This window comes from Pseudomonas azerbaijanoccidentalis (genome assembly GCF_019145495.1).
Taxonomy (GTDB): Bacteria; Pseudomonadota; Gammaproteobacteria; order Pseudomonadales; family Pseudomonadaceae; genus Aquipseudomonas; species Aquipseudomonas azerbaijanoccidentalis.
On record NZ_JAHSTU010000001.1, the window covers coordinates 1259394 to 1279935 of the forward strand.

General features: G+C 60.4%; 18 protein-coding genes. 10 read left to right on the plus strand and 8 right to left on the minus strand.

The window, feature by feature from the left end:
• Positions 1–51: 51 nt before the first annotated feature.
• On the minus strand, positions 52–570 hold the full coding sequence (locus tag KVG88_RS05395; protein WP_217870596.1) for a DUF3087 domain-containing protein: 519 nt from the start codon (positions 568–570) through the stop codon (positions 52–54).
• A gap of 234 nt (positions 571–804) precedes the next feature.
• On the opposite strand from KVG88_RS05395, the gene ppnN reads away from it, so the two are divergent.
• Positions 805–2178 (plus strand): nucleotide 5'-monophosphate nucleosidase PpnN, encoded by a 1374-nt coding sequence (gene ppnN, locus KVG88_RS05400; protein ID WP_217870598.1) that lies wholly within the window; start codon positions 805–807, stop codon positions 2176–2178.
• Positions 2179–2305: 127 nt separating this feature from the next.
• Here the strand turns inward: ppnN and KVG88_RS05405 are convergent, their stop codons facing one another.
• Positions 2306–2635 carry a hypothetical protein gene (locus KVG88_RS05405; protein ID WP_150703531.1) on the minus strand — a complete coding sequence of 110 codons (330 nt, stop codon included), beginning with the start codon at positions 2633–2635 and terminating at the stop codon, positions 2306–2308.
• A 183-nt stretch (positions 2636–2818) separates the two neighbouring features.
• Between KVG88_RS05405 and potE the strand changes: the two genes are divergently transcribed.
• The 5 genes from potE (at position 2819) to KVG88_RS05430 (ending at position 9245) form a co-directional block, all read left to right on the plus strand.
• Positions 2819–4228 carry a putrescine-ornithine antiporter gene (potE, locus tag KVG88_RS05410; RefSeq protein ID WP_217870599.1) on the plus strand — a complete coding sequence of 470 codons (1410 nt, stop codon included), beginning with the start codon at positions 2819–2821 and terminating at the stop codon, positions 4226–4228.
• Positions 4225–6510 carry an Orn/Lys/Arg family decarboxylase gene (locus KVG88_RS05415; RefSeq protein ID WP_217870600.1) on the plus strand — a complete coding sequence of 762 codons (2286 nt, stop codon included), beginning with the start codon at positions 4225–4227 and terminating at the stop codon, positions 6508–6510. Before potE ends, KVG88_RS05415 begins: the two co-directional genes overlap by 4 nt.
• 178 nt (positions 6511–6688) lie before the next feature.
• The gene (locus tag KVG88_RS05420; RefSeq protein ID WP_217870601.1) at positions 6689–7090 is read left to right on the plus strand and encodes a hypothetical protein; all 402 of its coding nucleotides are present in this window, start codon (positions 6689–6691) and stop codon (positions 7088–7090) included.
• A gap of 154 nt (positions 7091–7244) precedes the next feature.
• On the plus strand, positions 7245–8525 hold the full coding sequence (locus KVG88_RS05425; RefSeq protein ID WP_217870602.1) for an OmpP1/FadL family transporter: 1281 nt from the start codon (positions 7245–7247) through the stop codon (positions 8523–8525).
• Positions 8526–8570: 45 nt separating this feature from the next.
• On the plus strand, positions 8571–9245 hold the full coding sequence (locus KVG88_RS05430; RefSeq protein ID WP_150703536.1) for a DUF3313 domain-containing protein: 675 nt from the start codon (positions 8571–8573) through the stop codon (positions 9243–9245).
• Between the two features lie 93 nt (positions 9246–9338).
• Here KVG88_RS05430 and ligD read toward each other — a convergent pair whose 3' ends face one another.
• Both ligD and KVG88_RS05440 read right to left on the minus strand, forming a co-directional pair.
• Positions 9339–11927: a DNA ligase D gene (gene ligD / locus KVG88_RS05435; protein WP_217870603.1), complete on the minus strand. Its 2589-nt coding sequence runs from the start codon at positions 11925–11927 to the stop codon at positions 9339–9341.
• Between the two features lie 290 nt (positions 11928–12217).
• Positions 12218–12967, minus strand: a complete 750-nt coding sequence (locus KVG88_RS05440; RefSeq protein WP_217870604.1) for a tellurite resistance TerB family protein — start codon at positions 12965–12967, stop codon at positions 12218–12220.
• A 258-nt stretch (positions 12968–13225) separates the two neighbouring features.
• On the opposite strand from KVG88_RS05440, the gene pcsA reads away from it, so the two are divergent.
• Positions 13226–13945, plus strand: coding sequence for a phosphatidylcholine synthase (gene pcsA, locus KVG88_RS05445; protein ID WP_150703539.1), 720 nt, complete (start codon positions 13226–13228; stop codon positions 13943–13945).
• 123 nt (positions 13946–14068) lie between these two features.
• Here pcsA and KVG88_RS05450 read toward each other — a convergent pair whose 3' ends face one another.
• Complete coding sequence (locus KVG88_RS05450) at positions 14069–14881, minus strand: class I SAM-dependent methyltransferase (RefSeq protein ID WP_150703540.1); 813 nt, start codon at positions 14879–14881, stop codon at positions 14069–14071.
• Positions 14882–14925: 44 nt separating this feature from the next.
• Positions 14926–15195, minus strand: coding sequence for a DUF4242 domain-containing protein (locus tag KVG88_RS05455; RefSeq protein WP_150703541.1), 270 nt, complete (start codon positions 15193–15195; stop codon positions 14926–14928).
• 181 nt (positions 15196–15376) lie between these two features.
• Here KVG88_RS05455 and KVG88_RS05460 point away from each other — a divergent pair, with 181 nt between their 5' ends.
• Positions 15377–16363 carry an AraC family transcriptional regulator gene (locus KVG88_RS05460; protein WP_217870605.1) on the plus strand — a complete coding sequence of 329 codons (987 nt, stop codon included), beginning with the start codon at positions 15377–15379 and terminating at the stop codon, positions 16361–16363.
• A gap of 87 nt (positions 16364–16450) precedes the next feature.
• On the opposite strand, the gene KVG88_RS05465 is transcribed toward KVG88_RS05460, so the two are convergent.
• Together KVG88_RS05465 and KVG88_RS05470 are read right to left on the minus strand one after the other, a co-directional pair.
• Positions 16451–17665, minus strand: a complete 1215-nt coding sequence (locus tag KVG88_RS05465; RefSeq protein ID WP_150703543.1) for a cytochrome c biogenesis protein DipZ — start codon at positions 17663–17665, stop codon at positions 16451–16453.
• 83 nt (positions 17666–17748) lie between these two features.
• Entirely contained in the window at positions 17749–18012 is a 264-nt protein-coding gene (locus tag KVG88_RS05470; RefSeq protein WP_150703544.1) for a DUF2790 domain-containing protein, read from the minus strand.
• 303 nt (positions 18013–18315) lie between these two features.
• Between KVG88_RS05470 and KVG88_RS05475 the strand changes: the two genes are divergently transcribed.
• Together KVG88_RS05475 and KVG88_RS05480 are read left to right on the plus strand one after the other, a co-directional pair.
• Positions 18316–19056 carry a response regulator gene (locus KVG88_RS05475; protein ID WP_075949170.1) on the plus strand — a complete coding sequence of 247 codons (741 nt, stop codon included), beginning with the start codon at positions 18316–18318 and terminating at the stop codon, positions 19054–19056.
• Positions 19053–20366, plus strand: a complete 1314-nt coding sequence (locus tag KVG88_RS05480; RefSeq protein WP_217870606.1) for an ATP-binding protein — start codon at positions 19053–19055, stop codon at positions 20364–20366. The genes KVG88_RS05475 and KVG88_RS05480 overlap by 4 nt, the downstream gene beginning before the upstream one ends.
• Positions 20367–20542 lie beyond the last annotated feature (176 nt).

The following is a 20542-nucleotide window of genomic DNA, read 5'->3' on the forward strand; positions in this document are numbered from 1 at the left end:
TCCGTAGCAGTTGGCGAAGCCTGCTGCTACAAGGTAAGCAGCGGAACAGGATCAGCGCTTCACCGCCTCCAGCCACACCGGGTCCAGTTGTGTCTGTTCGGTGTCCAGGCCCAGTGCCTCCATTCGCACCTTGTGCTGCTCCATTTCCCGGGCCAGTTGCCCATGATCGCTGGAATTACCGTCCAGTTGATGCATCTGGTTCAACCCCAGATGATAGAACCGTAGCAGCTTCATCGCCGTCGGATCTCCCGCCTCTACCGCCGCAGTGACGTGGTGCATCACATTGGTGACGCTCATCAGGCTGCGCTTGAGCTGCCAACTATAGACCGCGGGCGCCATCCATTCCTGGGTCCAGAACACTTTGCGCATCAGGGCCGCCATCAGCAACACCGCGGCGAACACACCGCCGATGTTGAACCGCAGGTTGTCGCCGCCAGGCTCGCCGAACATGGCCACAGCCGCCGTGGAGAGCACCATCGCCAGCGCCACGAAAGTCAGCGCAATGATCAGCGTGCTGCGCCGCGTCTGCTGCCGGTAGGTTTGCGCGTCCATTGGCTGGATTTCGAACATTGCGTCGGGGTTCCTTGGCTTCAGTGGTAAAAAACAATCCGAGTCGAAAAAGACTGCGGGCCATTATCGCCTCTGCGAAGGACTTAGCTATGCTGGGGCTCCTTTTCATCTTTTCATCGTCAAACGGGGACATGGCGAGACCGCGCAGTTCGTGCCATCTTCTTTCATGGATACACACTATTCGGATGCCATTCGTTGTTTTTGTAGGAATGACATCGTTTTAAGGATCATTGAATGACCCAACGACAAGTAATCAACGCTTCGGTCAGCCCGAAAGGCAGCCTGGAAACACTCTCCCAGCGGGAAGTCCAGCAACTGAGCGAAGCCGGATCCGGCAGCACCTACAACATCTTCCGCCAATGCGCCCTGGCCATCCTCAACACCGGCGCCCATGTCGATAACGCCAAGACCATCCTCGAAGCCTACAAGGACTTCGAAATCCGCATTCACCAACAAGACCGCGGCGTGCGCCTGGAACTGCTGAACGCCCCGGCCGACGCTTTCGTCGACGGCGAAATGATCGCCAGCACCCGCGAAATGCTGTTCAGCGCCCTGCGCGACATTGTCTATACCGAAAACGAACTCGACAGCCAACGCATCGACCTGAGCACCTCCCAGGGTATCAGCGACTACGTGTTCCACCTGCTGCGCAACGCCCGCACCCTGCGCCCCGGCGTCGAGCCGAAGATCGTGGTGTGCTGGGGTGGCCACTCGATCAACACCGAAGAATACAAATACACCAAGAAAGTCGGCCACGAACTGGGCCTGCGCAGCCTCGACGTGTGCACCGGTTGCGGCCCCGGCGTGATGAAAGGCCCGATGAAAGGCGCCACCATCGCCCACGCCAAGCAGCGCATCCACGGCGGCCGATATCTGGGCCTGACCGAACCCGGCATCATCGCTGCCGAAGCGCCGAACCCGATCGTCAACGAACTGGTGATCCTGCCGGACATCGAGAAGCGCCTGGAAGCCTTCGTGCGCGTTGGCCACGGCATCATCATTTTCCCGGGCGGCGCCGGTACGGCCGAAGAGTTCCTGTACCTGCTCGGCATCCTGATGCACCCGGACAACGAAGGCCTGCCCTTCCCGGTCATCCTCACCGGCCCTAAACATGCCGCGCCGTATCTGGAGCAACTCGACGCCTTCGTCGGCGCCACGCTGGGTGAAGCCGCCAAGCAGCATTACCAGATCATCATCGACGACCCGGCCGAAGTCGCCCGGCAAATGACCGCGGGTCTCAAAGCGGTGAAACAGTTCCGCCGCGAGCGCAACGACGCGTTCCACTTCAACTGGTTGCTGAAAATCGACGAGGGCTTCCAGCGCCCATTCGACCCGACCCACGAAAACATGGCCAACCTCAAACTGAGCCGCGACCTGCCGGCCCACGAGCTGGCCGCCAACCTGCGCCGCGCGTTCTCTGGCATCGTCGCCGGCAACGTCAAGGACAAGGGCATCCGCCTGATCGAGGAACACGGTCCGTACCAGATCCGCGGTGACGCGGCGATCATGCAGCCGCTGGACCAACTGCTCAAAGCCTTCGTCGCCCAGCACCGGATGAAGTTGCCCGGTGGCGCCGCGTATGTGCCGTGTTATCGCGTGGTTGCCTGACAACCGACGCGACTCGACTGTAGGCGCTGTCGAGTGCAACGAGGCTGCGATCTTTTGATTTTGTTTTTCTAGAACAAGATCAACCGGTCGCAGCCTTCGGCAGCGCCTGCGAAGTCGTGATTTACCCCTATTTGCGCGCCAACTTGTACTTCACACAATCATCATAAAAACTCTGTCGGACCGCCGCCGGCTTCATCCGTGTCGGGCTGTCATAAGTTTGTTCAGTAATGCCCATCGCCATCATCCGCATCCACGATTTAGCGAACTTATAAGTCTGGAGTTTCTGCCGCGCGGCATACAGCGAAACCCCGGACAACTTGAGTTCCTGCGCTCTGGCAGCCGTTCCCGCCCCCCAACTGCACATATAAGTATCACCGGACTTCAGTTCCTTGGCCTGGGCAGAAACTGCAAGGCCCGCAACGCTGAGCGAGATCAGCCCGATCCACACATTCCGCATGTAAAAGCCACCCTAACCGCCTGAAAATACGGCGATTCTGGCGACAATCAACAGCCGTGGGGGCCAGCATATTGCCTTCCGTCAACAAACTGATCTGCGTCATTAAACAAAAGTCATTTTCTTGCGACATTTCAATCCTTTGCTATAGCTAAGACTCTCTCCGCCAACTAATGAGGCAACGGAATGTCAGTCGCAAAAAAAATGAGTGTGGGGCAACTGACAATGTTGACCGCCGTCAACATGTTGGGCTCAGGCATCGTGTTACTCCCTACAAAACTGGCGGAAGTGGGCGCCATTTCCATACTTTCCTGGCTGGTGACAGCCACCGGCTCACTCGCCTTGGCCTATGCCTTTGCGCGTTGCGGGATGCTCAGTCGAAAGACCGGCGGCATGGGCGGTTATGCCGAATACACCTTCGGCAAGGCCGGTAACTACATCACCAACTACACCTATGGCCTGTCACTGTTGATTGCCAACGTGGCGATCAGCATCACCGCCGTGGGTTACATCCAGGTGCTGTTCAACATCAAGCTCGACTCACTGCAAGTGGGCCTGGCGACCATCGCGCTGTTGTGGCTCACCACCTTCGCCAACTTCGGCGGTGCGCGGATCACTGGCCGGATCGGCGCTATCACCGTCTGGGGTGTGATCGCCCCCGTGGTGCTGGTGTCGACCGTGGGCTGGTTCTGGTTCGACAGCAGCATCTACGCCGCTGGCTGGAACCCTCACGACAAGTCCTGGTTCGAAGCGGCCGGTGCCTCGGTGGCGATCACCCTGTGGGCGTTCCTCGGCCTGGAGTCGGCTTGCGCCAACACCGATGCGGTGGAAAACCCCGAGAAGAACGTGCCGATTGCGGTCCTTGGCGGCACGCTGGGGGCGGCGGTGATCTACATCGTCTCCACCAACGTCATCTTCGGCATCGTCGGCAACGCGGAGCTGGTTTCATCCACGGCGCCGTTTGGCCTGGTGTTCGCCAAAATGTTCACCCCGCTGATCGGCGACATCGTGATGGCCGCGATGGTGCTCGCCTGCATCGGCTCGTTGCTCGGCTGGCAGTTCACCATCGCTCAGGTGTACAAAAGCTCGGCCGACACCGGTTACTTCCTGTCGATCTTCGCCAAGGCCAACAAGGCGGGCACGCCGATTGTCGGCATGCTGGTGCTCTTGGCGGCGCAGACTGCGCTGGCACTGCTCACCATCAGTCCCGACCTGAGCAAACAGTTCGACACCCTGGTCAACCTCGCAGTGGTCACCAACCTGGTGCCGTACATCCTGTCGATGGCCGCGTTGATGACCATGCAAAAGGTCTCCAACGTTCCTGCGAGCAAGGCCCTGGCCACCAACATCATCGCCTGGGTCGCGGCGGCCTACAGCTACCTGGCGCTGTACAGCTCCGGTGAACAGGCACTGATGCTCGGCGGCGTGGCGACCATCTTCGGCTACACGCTGTTCGGTTTCGTCAACAACCGCCTGATTCGTCTTGAAGCGCTCAACAACAGCGTACCGACACAGACCGTGAGTGCGCAGCACCTCACCGCTGAACCGGTACCGGTCAACAATCTGAAATCTGTCGCACTGGAGACTCAATCATGACGGAATATCGACACTCGCTCGGCATGCTGACCCTGCTGGTCAGCAGCCCGCCGGACAAACGCACCGTCTTCGGCCGCGCCCTGCAACAACTGGTCAACGACGTGGAAGAGCGAGCGATCCATGTGCTGGCCTCCGAATCCTTGAGCGACGCCACCTCGATCCTGCGTTCGGACCCGGCCATTCAATGCGTGCTGCTGAGCTGGGAAATGGACGACAGCGAGGACCACGAAGAATGCATCAAACTGCTGGTCAGCCTGCGTGAACGCAACACTCGCGTGCCGGTGTTCCTGATCAGTGACCGCAGCACCGCGTCGAACATTCCGCTGGTGGTCATGCAGCACGCCGATGACTTCATCTGGCTGCCGGAAGACACCAGCCGTTTCCTCAGCGGACGCATTTTGGCGGCCATCGAGCGCTATCGTCAGGCCGCCCTGCCGCCGATGTTCGGCGCGCTGGTGAAGTTCGCAAGGTCCTATGAGTACTCTTGGCACACGCCGGGTCATGCCGGTGGCACCGCGTTTCTGAAAAGCACCGCAGGCCGGGCGTTCTACGAGTTCTTCGGGGAAAACCTGTTGCGTTCCGACCTGTCGATTTCCGTCGGTGAGCTCGGTTCGCTGCTCGATCACAGCGGCCCCATCGGCCAGGGCGAGCGGTATGCCGCCAAGGTGTTCGGCGCCCACCGCACCTACTACGTAACCAACGGTTCGTCGATGTCCAACCGCGTGATCCTGATGGCCAGCGTCACGCGCAACCAGATTGCCCTGTGCGACCGTAACTGCCACAAGTCCGCCGAACATGCGATGACCCTCTCCGGGGCGCTGCCGACCTACCTGGTGCCGACCCGCAACCGCTACGGCATCATCGGTCCGATCCTCCCGCAGACCCTGAGCGCCGAAGGCGTGAAAGCGGCCATCGCCAACAACCCGATGGTCAAGGACGGCATCGACCCGACGCCGGTGCACGCGATCATTACCAACTCGACCTACGACGGCCTGACCTACAACGTCACGCGCGTTGAAGAGCTGCTGGGCCAGAGTGTCGACCGCCTGCACTTCGACGAGGCCTGGTACGGATACGCGCGCTTCAACCCGCTGTACCGCGACCGCCACGCCATGCACGGCAGCCCCGACGATCACGATGATTCGAAGCCCACCGTGTTCGCCACCCAATCAACCCACAAGCTGCTCGCGGCGCTGTCCCAGGCCTCGATGATTCACGTGCGCAACGGCCGTAACCCGATCGAGCACGGGCGTTTCAACGAGTCGTACATGATGCACGCCTCGACCTCGCCCAACTACGCGATCATGGCCTCCTGCGATGTCAGTTCGGCGATGATGGAAGCGCCCAGCGGGCAGATCCTCACCAACGAATCCATCGAGGAAGCCGTGTCTTTCCGGCAGGTCATCTCGCGCATGCACAACGAGATGCTGAGCAAGAACGACTGGTTCTTCACCTGCTGGCAGCCGCCGACCGTGCAAGTCGGTAATGCCACGGTGCCGTTCCATGAAGTCGACCCGGTGCTGCTCAAAACCGAACCGAACTGCTGGGTCCTGCACCCGAACGAGGTGTGGCACGGTTTCGGCGACATCGAAGAAGGCTACTGCATGCTGGACCCGATCAAGGTCTCGGTGCTCAGCCCTGGCATGGGCGACGACGGCAACCTGCTCCCGACCGGCATCCCGGCGTGCGTGTTGACTGCATACCTTGGGCGCCAGGGCATCGTCGTCGAGAAAACCACCGACTTCACCATCCTGTTCCTGTTCTCCATCGGCATTACCAAAGGCAAGTGGGGCACACTGGTCAACGCCCTCCTCGACTTCAAGCGCGACTATGACGACAACGTCGAACTGGAGCTGTGCCTGCCGGACCTGCTGGCCGGCAACCAGACCCGTTACGCCGGCATGGGCCTCAAAGACCTGGCCGACGAAATCTTCGCCGCCATGAAGCAACACAAGACCACCTCGGCTATGGCCAATGCATTCGGCACCTTGCCGCAAGCGGTCTTCAGCCCGGTGGAGGCGTACGAGAAACTGGTGCGCAACGACATCGAACTGGTCACCCTGGAGGAAGCCGCCGGACGCATCGCCGCCACCGGCATCGTGCCGTATCCACCGGGTATTCCACTGCTGATGCCGGGCGAAAACGCCGGCCCTGCGGACGGGCCGTTGCTGGCCTATCTCAAGGCGCTGGAAACCTTCGACAAATCCTTCCCCGGCTTCACCCATGACACCCACGGGATTGAGGCCGAGAACGGGGTCTATCGGATGTTGGTACTCAAGTAATAGGTCTGCAACAACCCCATGTGGGAGCTAGCCTGCTAGCGATGGAGTGTCAGTCGACATCAATGTGGCTGATCCACCATCGCCAGCAGGCTAGCTCCCACAGGGGATCTCCTGCAAATGCTCGATCCGTTCAATCCCTATGGGCAAACTCAATCACAGCGCTCTATGATTGAACCCCATGACCACCTCTGCTCCGATCCGCCAACCCTGCCCACCCGGCGCCTGCGATTGCGGGCGTGACCCGTTGCTTGAAACACCGGGCGCGGACGTGCGCATCCTGTTCCTGACGCGCACGGAAGAAAAGCGCCTGATCGAGCGCCTGGAAAACCTTTCCAGCCTCCAGGACCTAGAGCACCTGCAACGCCGAATGCTCGAGCAACTGGGCATCCGCGTCGACATCGTCCCAAGCTTCAATGAAGTGCGAACCATGCGCGGCATCGGCATCCACGTCGGCGACCTGCCGGGGCTGTGCAGAAAGACCCGCGCAGCCATCCCGGCCGCCATCCGCCGCGCCATGGAAAAACGCCCGGAGATCGCCTACGAAGTCCTTAACGCCAATGACCTGTTGCGCGATGCGTGATGCTCCGCTTCTGAGCGTGACTTATTGCTAGAAGCCCGCCGGCGTCATGCAGCGATCGCCATCATGGGCAATTAATACTGGCGATTTCCCAATTAAAACCTACTCTTTTCGCGGAGAGCTCAATGCATTGGAAGCATCGCCAGGGGAATGCTTTATGGGTGTCAAAAGACCACTGAGAACAACGACCCTTCCCACCTTTACATTACTTACCTTGTGCTGCCAGAACGCTTTGGCCGGCGGCATCATGCTGTACGAAGTCGGCACCGATAACGTCGGCCTGGCCAACGCCGGTGCCGCCGCCAGGGCACAAGGACCGTCGACCATTGCCAGCAATCCGGCGGGCATGAGTTATCTGCCGGGCACGCAAATCACTGGCGGCTTGCAGGTGCTTTACGGCAACCTCAAATTCAATCGCGACGACGACACCAATGTGCCCGGTACCGGCAGTGGCGCCTCGCTCGATCCAATGCCCGGCGCCAGCTTTTTCGTCAGCCATGAACTGGACGATCACTGGAGCGTCGGCTTTGGCCAGTACGGCGACTTTGGCCTGGCCGTCAACTACGACAACGATTGGTCCGGGCGCTACTTCGCCCAGAATTCCAGCCTGCTCGGTTTGTCGATGGTGCCCAGCGTGGCGTATCGCTTCAATGATCAATGGTCAGTGGGCGTTGGCGTCAGAGCGATGTACGGCATGCTGCAAGCACAAACGGCCATCGATCGCTCGCCGTTCGGCTTCACCGACCGCAGTGACGGGCAGTACAAATACAAGGACAACGACTGGGGATTCGGTGCCAATGTGGGGGTGATCTATGCCCCGCAACCCGGCACCCGCATCGGCCTGACCTATACCAGCAAAGTCGATCTGGAGTTCGAGGACGGCCTCGACATCAAGGGTGACGGGCCCTTGCTACGCCGACTGGACGGCGCCAAGACCGAACTGGACATGACCGTCCCCCAAACACTCACCTTGAGCCTGTTCCAGCAGCTGGACCCGCGGTGGGCGCTGCTCGCGTCCGTTAATTGGCAAGACTGGTCAGAATTCGGCGAGATCGCCGCGCAAATCGATACCTCGGCCGCCGACGCCCGATCGACAACGGTCGATGCCAACTTCAAGGACACCTGGCACCTCTCGCTCGGTGCGCAGTACCAGGCCACCCCGCAACTGCTGTGGAACGTCGGCATGGCTTACGACAGCAGCGCTGTGTCGGATGGCGATCGCAGCGTGACCATCCCCATGGCTGAATCCTGGCGCCTGGCGACCGGGGCCACTTATGCGCTCAACAAGGACACCGACGTCAACGTCAGTTGGGCGATGATCTGGATGGGCGACATGTCCGTGGACCAGACAAAATCCCTGACAGGCAGCCGAATTTCCGGACAGTTCGACAATGCCTGGATTCAAACAGTGACCGGCAACATGACCTGGCGTTTCTGATTTTTGCGATAAAAAAACGACTTTACTCAAGGAGCACACCGCACTATGAACCTGTCCAGAAAATTGCTGATCGGCGTCGCACTGTCCGGGCTTCTGCTCGGTGGTTGCACCTCGAAAGTCACCGAGAAAGAGCAGTACTCCGGCTACCTGTCCAACTACAACAACCTGCAGGAAGTCGAAACGCCCAGCGGCGGCACGGCCATGCGTTGGGTAAGCCCGTCGTGGAACCCGCATGCCTATGACACCGTGGCGTTTACCCGTCTGGAAATGTATCCGGCGCCCAAGCCCAACGAGCGGGTCAACCAGCAGACGCTGACTGACATTCAGAACTACATGTCCAACAAAGCCAAATCCACGCTGGGGCAAAAGTACCGGGTCGTTTCAAGCCCGAGCGCTGCCCCGGCCGGCGCCAAAACCCTGGTCATGCGTGCCGCGATCACCGGGGTAAGCGCTTCGCCGGAAGGCATGCACTGGTATGAAGTGGTGCCTATCGCAGCGGTCGTGGGCGGTGTTTCCGCCGCCACCGGCATCAGGGACGAAAACACCGAGTTGTATATCGAGGCCGAGTTCATCGACGCCAAAAACAACCAGACCGTAGCCAAAGTGGTGCGCAAGGTCTTCGGTACCACGCTGGAAAATGACAAACAGAAAATCACGGCCCAAGACTTCAAGGCAGCGATCGACAAACTGGGTTCCGACTTCCAGGCATTCATCAAATAACATCTGTGCTCTGTAGGAGCTGCCGCAGGCTGCGATCTTCTGATTTTAAAAAGCAAGATCAGAAGATCGCAGCCTGCGGCAGCTCCTACAAAATCACGTTTTCTTCATCCCCACCCGCCGTCGCATCTCGGCCGTGATCGTCTGCCGGGTTTTCTTCAGGTCTGCCCAAGGCTCGTCCCCCACCTCCGCCAGCCGTTCATGAACATTGTGAATATTCCACTGGTTGCCGCCCTTGAGCGTTTCAACCTCCTCACGAAAAATCGGCACCGACACCGGCAACCCTTCACGGGTGCGCGCGGCGTAGGCGCAAATGGTGGTCGCACCCAGACCGTTGCGCAGGTAATCGATGAAGATGCGCCCTACCCGATTCTTCGGCCCTGATACCGCGGAAAAGCGCTCCGGTAATAATTTGGCCATATGGCTGACGATGGCGTGGCTGAAGTCCTTGACCTCATCCCAACCCAGCTTGCGGGTCAGCGGCACCACCAGGTGAATGCCCTTGCCGCCGCTGGTCTTGAGAAACGCCTTAAGCCCCAGTTCATCGAGTATTGAAAGGGTGAGCTGCGTCGCCTCGACCATGCGCTTCCACGGCAATGCCGGGTCCGGATCGAGGTCGAGGACGAAACGGTCGGGCTTGTCGAGGTTGTCTGACGTGGCATTCCAGGTGTGCAATTCCACAGTGCTCATCTGCACCGCACCGATCAGCGCCTCGGCGTTGTTGATGACCATCATCGGCTGGCCCGTGAGTTTTTGATCCAGTGTGGTAATGCCCGGAATGGCCAGGCGCTCGGCGTTCTTCTGGAAAAACAGTTCACCGGCAATCCCGTCCGGCGCGCGCACCAGCGCCACCGGGCGATCCTTGAGCTGCGGCAAAATCCACTCGGCGACGCTGGCGTAATACTGCGCCAGTTGCACTTTGGTGGTGCCGCTGCTGGCATCGATGACCCGATCGGGGTGGGTGATGCGCACCTTGCCCTCATCCAGACCGATCTGTGAGGGTGCCGGCTCAGCTTTTTTCCTGGACGCGGCAGATGGCTTGGCAGCGGTTTTTTTCGCGGAGGCAGTTTTCACGGCAGTCGCACGCTCCTCAGTGATGTCTTGGGCGGGTTTGTCGTCACGCAGACCATGGAACACCGCGTGACGGACCGAACCGTCCTTGGTCATTTCAGCGAAGGCCACTTCGGCCAACAGTTCAGGCTTGAGCCAGTGCACACCCTTGAGTTCGACACCCGTAGGCGGGTTGACCACAGGCACCTTTTTCACCTGCAAGGGCTTGAGCTGTTGATGAATGCTGTTGAGCGTCGCTTCAGTGAATCCGGTGCCAACCTTGCCGGCATAACGCAGTTCGCCACTGTCACGGTCGTGCAGCCCCAGCAACAGGGCACCGAAGGCATTACGCGAGCCTTTGGGGTCGGTGAAGCCGACAATCACGAATTCCTGGCGATGCTTGCACTTGAGTTTGATCCAGTCGCTGCTGCGCCGGGAGACATAAGGCGACCCGAGGCGTTTGCCGATCAGGCCTTCCATGCGCATCTGGCAAGCGCTGTTGAGCAACGCTTGCGGGTCTTCGCCGAACGCGTCGGAGAAACGCAGCAGCGGATTTTTGCTGGCATTGAGCACCGTCGCGAGTGCGGCCCTGCGTTCTTCGACCGGCACCTCGCGCAGGTCCACGCCGTTGAGGTAGGGCATGTCGAACAGGTAATAAAGGATGCCGGCGCTGCGCCCGGCCTCGAAAGCATTCTGCAGCGCCTGAAAGTCCGGCACGCCCTGCTCGTCGGCCACGACCATTTCGCCATCGAGCCATGCCGATTCCAGGCCCATGCCGGCCAAGGCCTTGGCTTGTTCAGGTAGCTTGTGGGTCCAGTCGTGGCCGTTGCGGGTGAAGAGTCTGACCTCATCGTGGTCGATGCGCGCCATGATCCGGTAACCGTCGAACTTGACCTCATAACTCCACGGCCCGTCGGGGGCCTTTTCCACCAGGGTCGCCAGTTCGGGTTTTAACGTGTCGGGCAGTTTGGCCTTGCGGGCGCCGGTGAGTGGCGCTGACGCTGGCTTGCGCGCCGCAGCCGCCAGTTTCTTGATGGGTTTGGGTTTGCCGGCCTCGGGCGCCTTGCCGACAATGGTGCGTTCGCTGAGCACGCTGTCGGGTTCGGCGCTGACCACGTCGTAGTCACTTTCGGGGCGCGCCGCGCCATCCTGATGCTTGATCAGGAACCATTGCTCCTGCTTGCCCGGCATGTGCGTGCGCACCAGGTTCCACAGGCCTTCGAGCTTCTCGCCTTGCAACTCGAACTTGAGACGGCCCTTGGCGTAAGCCTTCGCCGGATCATCCTGAGGAATCCACACACCGCGGTCCCAAACAATCACATCACCCGCGCCATAGTGCCCTTCGGGAATGCTGCCCTCGAACGTGGCGTAGTCCAGCGGATGGTCTTCGACGTGCACTGCCAGGCGCTTGACCTTGGGGTCCAGCGACGGACCCTTGGGCACCGCCCAGCTTTTGAGCGCGCCGTCCAGTTCCAGGCGAAAGTCGTAATGCAGGCGCGAGGCGTCGTGCTTCTGAATGCAGAACTGCAGCGCGTGGTTTTTGGCGTTTTTTCTACCCGTGCGTTTGACGGCAGCCGGTTCCGACGTCGCCGAAAAATCGCGCATGCGGTTGTAGTCGTCGAGGTTTTTGTTCATGGCTCACCTGCGGATCGCTGCAGGGCGCTGAATCAGCGTGTCCCTTCACTCAGCAGAGCGAACGCCCGGGGCAAAAATTCCATCGGCGTTCAAAGTGCCCGGACAAACGGGCCTGAATGCCGCATCGGGTCTGGGGTTGAGGGAATATTGCCCAGACCGCCGAGCACCTGATCCCCAACACCCTCCATGAAATCGACTGATCTCTGTAGGAGCTGCCGCAGGCTGCGATCTTTTGATTTTTTGCGTTTGAAAATTGCTGAAGATCAAAAGATCGCAGCCTGCGGCAGCTCCTACACAACCCCGCCCTTGGCCTGCTGTTCCAGATGCACCTGCAAATCCGGATCTATCTGTAAAGCCGCAGCCAGTTCATCCAAATAATTGCGCTCAGCATCTTGCTGATCATCCACCAGCATCACGCTGGCCAGGTACATTTCCGCCGCTATGCCAGGGTCGGTAGCCGACTGAGCCACTTCATTGGGGTTCAACGGCTTGGCCACTTCGTCGTCCAGCCATTGCTGCAAATCGGGATCATCGGTGTGCTTACCGATTTCAGTGCTGATCATGTGTTTCTCGGCCTCATCAATCCGGCCATCGGCCTTGGCCGCCGCAATCAATGCACGCAGGATCGCATGGCTGTGCTCTTCGACTTCCGGCCCGGCGAGCATGTCCACCGTGCGCATCGCCTGTTGCGGCGCTTGTTGCTGCTGGGTGGCCTGACTGCGTTGCCAGGCTTGATAGGCCTGGAATGCCATCATGCCCAGAGACGCGAGCGCCGCGTAGTTGGTACCGCCGCCAGAACGCGATTGCGGCGCACCGCCCATCGGCGACCCTCCACCGAGCAAGCCGCCCAGCAAGCCACCCAGCCCGCCCATTCCACCGGCTCCGGCCCCGCCGCTGCTGGCCCCTCCACCCAACAGGCCTCCGAGCAATCCGCCCAGATCGCCGAGGCCGCCCGGAGCCGAAGCCCCGGCGCCGCCCTGTCGCGACATCGAGCCTTGGCCGGCCCGCAGTAATTGTTCGAGCAGATCGCTGGTGTTCATGACGACGTCCTCAACGAAGGGAGTGATCCGTCAGGCAACGATAGACCTCGCCGGTAAATGCGCCACCACCGTTTGGCTGACGCCCGGTCGTCAAGGCGCAGACTTGCCCAAGGTGTTTTCTGGCGCCTTGGCTAAGATTCATAGGTGGTGAACCTTATTCGCGCAAACCCGGTCGATACCTGCAACCCGACCCGGTTTGCCGCCGCCCGCTCAATGAAGGCAATGACTGGCTTGCTTCACTTTCTGGAGAACGCCCCCGTGATATCGACCCTACACATCGCCAGACTCAAAGCATGGGGAGCCCATGGATTCACCGCCACTGGCGTGGTCACCGCTTTTCTCGCCACGCTGGCCCTGCTCGATAACCAGCCGACCAATTGCCTGCTGTGGCTCGGCGTGGCCCTGATCGTCGACGGTCTGGATGGCGCGCTGGCGCGCAAGGTCAATGTGCAGTCGGTGCTGCCCAGTTTCGACGGTTCGATTCTCGATCTGGTGATCGACTATCTGACGTATGTGTTCATCCCGGCCCTGTTCATCTATCGCTACATTCCGCTGCCGGACTACACACTGTTGCTGACTGTGTCGCTGATCCTGGTGTCGTCGCTGTTCTGTTTCTGCAACGTCAACATGAAAAGCAAAGACAACTACTTCCAGGGTTTTCCCGCCGCGTGGAACGTGGTCGCCCTGTGCCTGTACATCATCGCCCCGTCACCGTGGATCACCTTCCTCACCGTCATCGGCCTGGCCCTGCTGACGTTGACCCGGATGAAGTTCCTGCACCCGTTCCGCGTGCGCCGCTTCATGCCGATCAACATCGCCGTGACTGCAATATGGTTGCTGTGCAGCTTGTCGCTGGTGATCAACCACCCGGTGATCAACCCGCTGGTGATGGGCTTGTGGCTACTGATGTCGGCGTACTTCCTGGGGATCTGCTTGTGGCGTACGGCGCTGGAGTGGTTCGATGGATCGCGGCATTGAACATCAATCACCTACACCCCCCTGTAGCAGTGAGCCTGTTCGCGATGGCGATGTGTCAGTCACTTCATTTGAATTGAAAGACCGCTATCGCGAGCAGGCTCGCTCCTACAGGGAAGCTGTGTTTTAGCGCCGGGTGATCACCACCTCCAGGTATTCACTCGGCACCACCAGTGACTTGTCCCCCGCCCGGTTAGAACGGTTGATCAGATCTGCCAGGTCATTTTCCAGGGCCAAACCGCTTTCCGGTGGCAGTGCCGCGAACGCCTTGTGCACCGGGCCGTACCACGCGCGGAAGGTGTCGATGAAATGCGCGGCGCTGCGATAGCGGAAATTGAAGGTCTTGCGCGTCACCTGCACCAGGAAATTGCGTTCATCGAAGTGCGTGTGCAGCCAGGCTTCAGTGCCCCACTGCGAAGGCGGTTGCGCGCCGGGGGGTGGCGGTAAATGTCGGCCGAGGGTCTTGAACATCTGGCCGACGAAACCTTCAGGCGTCCAGTTGGCCAGGCCAATCCGGCCACCGGGCCGACAAACCCGCGCCAGCTCCGCGGCCGCTTTGGCCTGATCCGGGGTAAACATCACGCCGAAGGTCGATAGCACGGCATCGAAACTGGCATCGTCGAATGGCAACGCTTCGGCATCGGCCACCTGGAACGTCACGTTCAGGCGTTCCGCCCTGGCGCGATCTTCGCCGCGTTCGAGCAAGGCGGCCACGTAGTCAGTGGAGATGACCCGGCAACCGCGACGCGCCGCCGCCAGTGTCGCGTTGCCATTGCCGGCCGCGACGTCCAGCACTTGCTCGTCGCACAGCAGGTCACAGGCTTCGGCCAGTTGCTCGCCGACAATTTGCAGGGTGGTGCCGATTACGGCGTAGTCACCGCTGGCCCAAGCGGCCATTTGACGGTTTTTCAAGGCAGTAAGATCAATGGGTGTACTCATGGAGACAATCTCTGGTTGGAGCACTGCTCAGTGTCCGACGGGGGTTATTCCGCCGTGGTGGGATCGATGATGTTCATGACCTGGGAAACACGATTGGCCGGGAAACCACTCAGCCGGGCATGCTCCTGGATCTGTTCTTCATTCGGCGCGATGTACACGCAATAGAGCTTGTCACCGGTGACATAACTCTGCAGCCACTGCACTTGCGGCAAATCGCGCAAGGTCCGGCAGGACTTTTGCGAAGCGGCTTTCAAATCCCTTTCTGACAGTGTTCCAGCACCTGGTATCTCGCGTTCTATAACGAACTTAGGCATGGCAACCTCTCATTCTTGTTATTGAAGACAGGGTCGGCAGACCCTGTGCAGCCACTATCGCGCTGCCGGCTGCCGCCGTCCTGCCCGATCGTCGGCCAACCCTGCCCGATCGTCCGGCGGTTTCACGCACGGCTGCGACAGGCTCACAATCGAGAACATTCGTCCGCACGGGAAACCCACCATGGATGCCCTGTCACAGACCCTGCGCGTCGTCCGCCTGGTCGGCGCGATTTTCATCAATGCCAGGTTCACCGCGCCTTGGTGCTATCAATCGCCAAGTGCCGACACGGCCGCACCGTTTCTGGAGCCAAATGCCGAGCGGGTGGTGATCTTTCATCTGATCACCGAGGGCGAGTGTTACGTCGAACTGGGGGACGATCCGCCCCTGCTGCTGAGTGCTGGCGATGTCGTGGTTTTCCCCCAGGGCCATGCCCATTGCATGAGCTCCCAACCCGGATTGCCCCCGGCCAGCGGCGGACGACTGGACAAGGTGCTGGCCCGCAGGCCCAGGCAATTAAGCTATGGCGGTGGCGGTGCGGTGACGCGTCTGGTGTGCGGTTATCTGGCGTGCGATACGCGATTGGCGGGGATGTTGTTGACCGGACTGCCACCGGTGGTGCGGGTCAATGTGCGCGGTTCGAATGCCGGGATCTGGCTGGAATCCTCGGTGCGCTATGCCTTGGCCGAAGCCCGTTCGCCAAGGCCTGGCGGTGAAGGGGTTTTGGCCAAGCTGGCCGAAGTGTTGTTCATTGAAGTGCTGCGCCTGCACATGCACGAACACGGCAAGGGCCGCACCGGATGGTTGGCGGGTGTGAGCGACCGGATCGTCGGCTCCGCCCTCAATGCCTTGCACAAAAAGCCCTGTCATACCTGGACCCTGGAAGAGCTGGCTCGCACTGCCGGCACCTCTCGATCGGTTCTGGCAGAGCGTTTTCAGCAATTGGTGGGCGTGTCGCCGATGCAGTACCTGACGCAATGGCGCATGTTGCTGGCGGCCAACCTGTTACGCAGCAGCAACAGTTCGTTGATGCGCATCGCCGAGGAAGTCGGTTACCAGACTGACACGGCGTTCAGCCGTGCTTTTCGTCGCGAGTACGGAGCGCCGCCAGCGGCGTGGCGGCGCAGTCAGGAGAATCGTTCAATGGCCCACGGTGAAGTGAGCCATTGATACCTCAAAAAGATCGCAGCCTGCGACAGGTCCTACGGGAAACGCGTTCCACCTGTAGGAGCTGCCGCAGGCTGCGATCTTTTGACTTCAAGCTGCCGGAGCAGCGGCCTTGGCCTCTTCCAGCAACTGCTGGATCATCTTTTCCTGAGTGTCGTACTGGCCTTCACCAAAGTGGGTGAAACGCACCTGGCCTTTGGCGTCGATCAGGTAATGCGCAGGCCAGTACTGGTTGTCGAAGTTGCGCCAGATTGCGTAATTGTTGTCGATCGCCACCGGGTAGGTGATGCCGTATTCCTTCACCTTGTCCTTGACGTTGTCGATGATGCGTTCGAAACCGTACTCAGGGGTGTGCACGCCGATTACCACCAGGCCGTCCTTCTCGTATTTCTTCGCCCAGTCCTTCACGTACGGCAGCGTGTGCTTGCAGTTGATGCAGTCGAAGGTCCAGAAGTCCACCAGCACCACTTTACCCTTGAGCGATTCGTTGGTCAGGGCCGGCGAATTCAACCATTGCACGGCACCGTCCAGCGAAGGCATGGCGCCCTGGGCGTTGTCCATGGACTCGGCCTTGACCTTGCTGACGAAGTAGTCGACGACCTTCGGCACCGTTTCCAGCACGCCTTTTTCGACGCTGCTGACACCTTGCGACGATGTGCCGGCGAGCAACACACTGTCGGCACCGGTGGAGATCACCGCCGCACCTGCCAACACCGCGACACCGGCGCCACGACGCAACCAGCCCGTCACCGGAATCGAGGGTTTCAAGCGATTGACCAGGCCGCGACCGGCAAAGATCAGGATACCCAGCGACAACGCACTGCCCGCCCCATAAGCCACCAGCAACAGGCTGGTCCCGGCGTTTGCGCCCTGCAACATGGCGCTGGTCAGGATGACGCCAAGGATCGGCCCGGCGCACGGCGCCCACAGCAAGCCGGTGGCGACGCCGATCATCAGCGACTTCAGCGGGCCGGAGGCTTTGCGGCTGTTGGGGTCCAGGCGATTGCCCAGCAACACGAACGGACGCGCCAGCCAGTCGCCGACCCGGGCGGAAATCAGCGACAAGGCGAACAACACCATCACGATCAACGCCACATGACGCCCGGCGTTGCTGGCTTGAATCACCCACTCGCTGCTGACCACCGCCAGGCTGGCGACCAGGGCAAAGGTCACGGCCATGCCGCCGAGGGTCAGCAGGATCGATGAACGTGTACGGTCGGCACCGGCGAACAGGAACGGCACAACCGGCAGGATGCACGGGCTGAGGACGGTCAATATGCCGCCCAGAAAAGCGATGAGAAACATGGGATCACCTGTTTAGATTTTGAGGGCGACATACATCTCCTGTTAGAGCGAGCCTGCTCGCTCCAACAGGGGTTCGGTGGTTATCAGTTGTCCGAGTTGCAGCTATCGGAAAGCTTGCGGTAGTCCAGGACCTGGGTTTTGCTCTGGGAGTCGAGGTAGGTCAGTTGGGCATCCACCACGCCGCAGGAAGGCGTGGCGTCCTGTTTCAGCGACACCACTTTCTTGATGTCCAGTTGGGTACCGTAGGTGTAGGGCTTGGCGCTGACATCGGATTCGGCACGGGCCGACAAGGTGCAGATGTTCAGGGCGGCAAACAGGCAAGCGGCGTAGATGGCTTTGGTGTTCATGGTGTTTTCCTCAAGGTTTCAATAGGTAGTTGTTCGTTGGGTAGAGGCAGCTGGGCTTGCCTCGATGGAACCTATTTAAAACTCGCGAGGTATCTCGTATGTGTCGGGAACAAGCCCGTGTAAATCGGTACGTATCTGAGCCGGCCCGGGATACAGAGCGATACAAAACCCCGGAAAATTCGCTTTTTTACCTCCGTGTGTATCCACCCACAAGCCAGATACACTGCAATACAAACCCCTGCGGGCGAGCAGGAAAAGGCTCGGTAGACTGTGCGACATCCCCCATTGATAGAGGCAAGCCCCATGGAACACGTCGATCACATTCTCATCGTTGACGATGACCGCGAAATCCGCGAACTGGTCGGCAACTACCTGAAGAAGAACGGTCTGCGCACCACCGTCGTCGCCGATGGCCGGCAGATGCGCACCTTCCTCGAATCCACGCCGGTGGACCTGATCGTGCTGGACATCATGATGCCGGGGGACGATGGCCTGATGCTTTGCCGCGAACTGCGCTCGGGCAAACACAAGGCAACGCCGGTATTGATGCTCACCGCACGCAACGATGAAACCGACCGCATCATCGGCCTGGAAATGGGCGCTGACGATTACCTGGTCAAACCGTTCGCCGCCCGCGAATTGCTGGCGCGAATCAACGCCGTGTTGCGCCGCACGCGGATGCTGCCGCCCAACCTGGTGGTCACCGAAAGCAGCCGGCTGCTGGCCTTCGGGCGCTGGAAGCTGGACACGTCCGCCCGCCATCTGCTCGACGGTGACGGCACCATGGTCGCCCTCAGCGGCGCTGAATACCGCCTGCTGCGGGTGTTTCTCGATCATCCGCAGCGGGTGCTCAACCGCGATCAGTTGCTCAACCTGACCCAGGGCCGTGACGCCGATTTGTTCGACCGTTCCATCGACCTGTTGGTCAGCCGCCTGCGCCAGCGCCTGCTGGACGATGCCCGTGAACCGGCCTACATCAAGACCGTGCGCAGCGAGGGCTATGTGTTCTCGCTGCCGGTGGAAATCGTCGGTGCGCCAGCATGAACCTGTCGCTACGCTGGCCCCGCACCCTGGCCTCACGGCTGTCGCTGATCTTCCTGATCGGTCTGATCCTCGCTCAGGCGCTGTCCTTCGGTGCGCAGTATTACGAGCGCTACGAAAGCGCGAAAAACACCATGCTCGGCAACCTGGAAACCGATGTCTCGACCTCCATCGCCATCCTCGACCGCTTGCCGGCCGATGAGCGCATGGGCTGGCTGCGTCAATTGCAGCGCAACAATTACGGCTACCTGTTGAGTGAAGGCGCCAGCGGCAAGCCCATGGACACGGACATGCCCGAAGCGCCCATCGCGATGGCTTCGATCAAGGACGCCATCGGCAAGGATTACCCGATGACGTTCACCGACATTCCGGGGCCGAGAAAGCACTTTCAGGTGCACCTGAAACTGTCCGACGGCAGCCCGCTGACCATCGACGTGCGGCCTTCGATGGTGCCACTGTCACCGTGGTTGCCCATCGTCCTGTTCGGGCAACTGGCGTTGATGATCGCCTGCACCTGGCTGGCGGTGCGCATCGCCATCCGCCCCCTCACCCGCCTCGCCGAAGCCGTGGACACCCTCGACCCCAACACCCACCCGGTGCTGCTGGACGAAAAAGGCCCGACCGAAGTGGCCCACGCCGCCAAGGCCTTCAACGCCATGCAAGCACGCATCGCTGCCTACCTCAAAGAGCGCATGCAACTGCTGGCGGCGATTTCCCATGACCTGCAAACGCCGATCACCCGGATGAAATTGCGCGCCGAGTTCATGGAAGACTGCATCGAAAAAGACAAACTGTGGAACGACCTTGGCGAAATGGAACACCTGGTGCGCGAAGGCGTGGCCTATGCCCGCAGCGTCCATGGCGCCACCGAAGAAAGTCGCCGCACCGATCTGGATTCATTCCTCGACAGCCTGGTGTTCGACTATCAGGACGTGGGCAAGGACGTGCAGTTGAACGGCAAGAGCACCACGGTCATCGACACCCGCCCCCACGCCTTGCGCCGGGTGCTGGTGAACCTGACCGACAACGCCCTTAAATTCGCCGGCGCCGCCGAGTTGCAGGTAGCAAAGAAAACCGATGGCAGCGTCTCGGTCAAAGTCATGGACCGCGGCCCGGGCATTGCCGAAGCGGAACTGGCCCAGGTCATGGAACCGTTCTACCGCGTGGAGAACTCGCGCAACCGCAGCACCGGCGGCACCGGGCTGGGGTTGGCAATCGCGCAGCAGCTGGCGTTGGCGATCGGGGGATCGCTGACGTTGAGCAACCGCGAAGGCGGAGGTTTGTGCGCCGAACTCATCCTGAAGAAAACATGATTACCCGACCACGCTTGTAGCAGCTGGCGAAGCCTGCGTTCGGTTCGGGCCGCGTTCGGACGCAGCAGGCGTGAAACCTGCGCACGGGATCTGCCTGACACACCGCGACGCCTGAATTTACGACTGCTTCGCAGTCGAACGCAGGCTGCGCCAGCTGCTACGGGTTGAGTGATGAA

Excerpts from the sequence above, each read along its gene's own strand:
- KVG88_RS05450 (WP_150703540.1), bottom strand. The coding sequence starts at position 14,881 with ATGAGTACACCCATTGATCTTACTGCCTTGAAAAACCGTCAAATGGCC.
- KVG88_RS05460 (WP_217870605.1), top strand. The coding sequence starts at position 15,377 with ATGGATGCCCTGTCACAGACCCTGCGCGTCGTCCGCCTGGTCGGCGCG.
- potE (WP_217870599.1), top strand. The coding sequence starts at position 2,819 with ATGTCAGTCGCAAAAAAAATGAGTGTGGGGCAACTGACAATGTTGACC.
- KVG88_RS05405 (WP_150703531.1), bottom strand. The coding sequence starts at position 2,635 with ATGCGGAATGTGTGGATCGGGCTGATCTCGCTCAGCGTTGCGGGCCTT.
- KVG88_RS05415 (WP_217870600.1), top strand. The coding sequence starts at position 4,225 with ATGACGGAATATCGACACTCGCTCGGCATGCTGACCCTGCTGGTCAGC.
- ppnN (WP_217870598.1), top strand. The coding sequence starts at position 805 with ATGACCCAACGACAAGTAATCAACGCTTCGGTCAGCCCGAAAGGCAGC.
- KVG88_RS05455 (WP_150703541.1), bottom strand. The coding sequence starts at position 15,195 with ATGCCTAAGTTCGTTATAGAACGCGAGATACCAGGTGCTGGAACACTG.
- KVG88_RS05420 (WP_217870601.1), top strand. The coding sequence starts at position 6,689 with ATGACCACCTCTGCTCCGATCCGCCAACCCTGCCCACCCGGCGCCTGC.
- KVG88_RS05440 (WP_217870604.1), bottom strand. The coding sequence starts at position 12,967 with ATGAACACCAGCGATCTGCTCGAACAATTACTGCGGGCCGGCCAAGGC.
- ligD (WP_217870603.1), bottom strand. The coding sequence starts at position 11,927 with ATGAACAAAAACCTCGACGACTACAACCGCATGCGCGATTTTTCGGCG.
- KVG88_RS05470 (WP_150703544.1), bottom strand. The coding sequence starts at position 18,012 with ATGAACACCAAAGCCATCTACGCCGCTTGCCTGTTTGCCGCCCTGAAC.
- KVG88_RS05465 (WP_150703543.1), bottom strand. The coding sequence starts at position 17,665 with ATGTTTCTCATCGCTTTTCTGGGCGGCATATTGACCGTCCTCAGCCCG.
- KVG88_RS05395 (WP_217870596.1), bottom strand. The coding sequence starts at position 570 with ATGTTCGAAATCCAGCCAATGGACGCGCAAACCTACCGGCAGCAGACG.
- KVG88_RS05430 (WP_150703536.1), top strand. The coding sequence starts at position 8,571 with ATGAACCTGTCCAGAAAATTGCTGATCGGCGTCGCACTGTCCGGGCTT.
- KVG88_RS05475 (WP_075949170.1), top strand. The coding sequence starts at position 18,316 with ATGGAACACGTCGATCACATTCTCATCGTTGACGATGACCGCGAAATC.
- KVG88_RS05425 (WP_217870602.1), top strand. The coding sequence starts at position 7,245 with ATGGGTGTCAAAAGACCACTGAGAACAACGACCCTTCCCACCTTTACA.
- KVG88_RS05480 (WP_217870606.1), top strand. The coding sequence starts at position 19,053 with ATGAACCTGTCGCTACGCTGGCCCCGCACCCTGGCCTCACGGCTGTCG.